The organism is Rhodobacter sp. P2_H5 (genome assembly GCF_056403335.1).
This window is the reverse complement of the sequence record NZ_JBFUFS010000058.1, coordinates 1-1,259: the sequence shown is the minus strand read 5'-3', so window position 1 is coordinate 1,259 and position 1,259 is coordinate 1. Positions and strand designations below refer to the sequence as shown.

Sequence of the window (1,259 nt, the reverse complement as noted above, 5' to 3'; positions counted from 1 at the left end):
GCACTCCTGGCTTTGTTCGAGCGGCTGGGAATCTACCGCTCGCTCTGGACAGTGACATTGGCGCACACGCTTCTGACCCTGCCCTTCTTCATCGAAACCGTCCGCTCGCGTGTTGCCTATTTCGATGCTAGCCTCGAAGAGGCGGCGCGTGACCTGGGCGCCAGCCCTCTGGCCACTTTCCGGCTGGTTACCCTGCCGATCCTGTTTCCAACGCTGATGGGGGGGATGCTCCTCTCCTTCGCACTCTCTTTCGACGAAGTGGTGATCACCGTCTTCGTCGTGGGCGAAAAAAACACGTTGCCCTTCTACATCCTGTCGATGATGCGGCGCACCGTGAACCCGACGATCAATGCGGCTTCGGTTCTGGCGATGGCGTTGTCGCTCTCGGCCCTGCTGGTGGGCGGACTGTTCTTCCTGATGCAACGCCGCCGCGCCCGCGCGCGCCGCGCCGAAACCGAATAGCTCTTGAATGGAGACGCCCATGGCCACCCAACCCGACCGCGCGCCAGAACCCGCCTCGATCGTTTCCACGCGGGGTCTGCAGAAGAGCTTTGGCGCCTTCACCGCTCTGCACGGGATCGACCTGGACGTGCGTGAGGGCGAGATCCTGACCTTCCTCGGGCCCTCGGGCTGCGGCAAGACCACACTGATGCGCATCATCGCGGGTTTCGAGGATGTGACCGCAGGCTCCCTGCTGCTGCGCGGCGCCGACATGCGCCGCATGCCGCCGGAAAAACGCCCGATCAATATGGTCTTCCAGCGCTATGCCCTGTTCCCACACCTCGATGTATTCGACAACGTGGCCTTCGGCTTGCGGCTGAAGAAATGGCCCGCGGCGCGGATCAACGAGCGCGTCGACCAGATGTTGTCGATGGTGCAGATGGAGACAATGGCAACGCGGTGGATTCACGAGCTGTCGGGCGGCCAGTCGCAGCGCGTCGCCCTCGCCCGCGCTTTGGCCAACGAACCGCAGCTTCTGCTTCTGGACGAACCATTGGCCGCGCTGGATCTCAAGATTCGCCACCACATGCTGGCCGAACTGCGGCGCATCCAGCAGGAAACTGGCACGACCTTCGTCTATGTRACCCATGACCAGGACGAGGCGATGATCCTGTCCTCGCGGATCGTGCTGATGAACCAGGGCCGGATCGAACAACTGGGCACGCCGGACGAGCTATATTTCCACCCCGTTTCGCTCTTTGCGGCGAAATTCCTGGGGGAAACCAACATCCTGTCGGCCGAGGTGCACGGCGCTGCGC

2 protein-coding genes are annotated in these 1,259 nt (G+C 62.7%); both read left to right on the top strand.

All coding sequences use genetic code 11. The features are described from left to right. Positions 1-462: ABC transporter permease (locus AC1DVR_RS23405; protein WP_478003028.1), on the top strand; the 462-nt coding region annotated here is incomplete at its 5' end. 19 nt (positions 463-481) lie between these two features. Further along, positions 482-1,259 (top strand): ABC transporter ATP-binding protein (locus tag AC1DVR_RS23400; protein WP_478003027.1); only part of this gene is annotated, 778 nt, incomplete at its 3' end.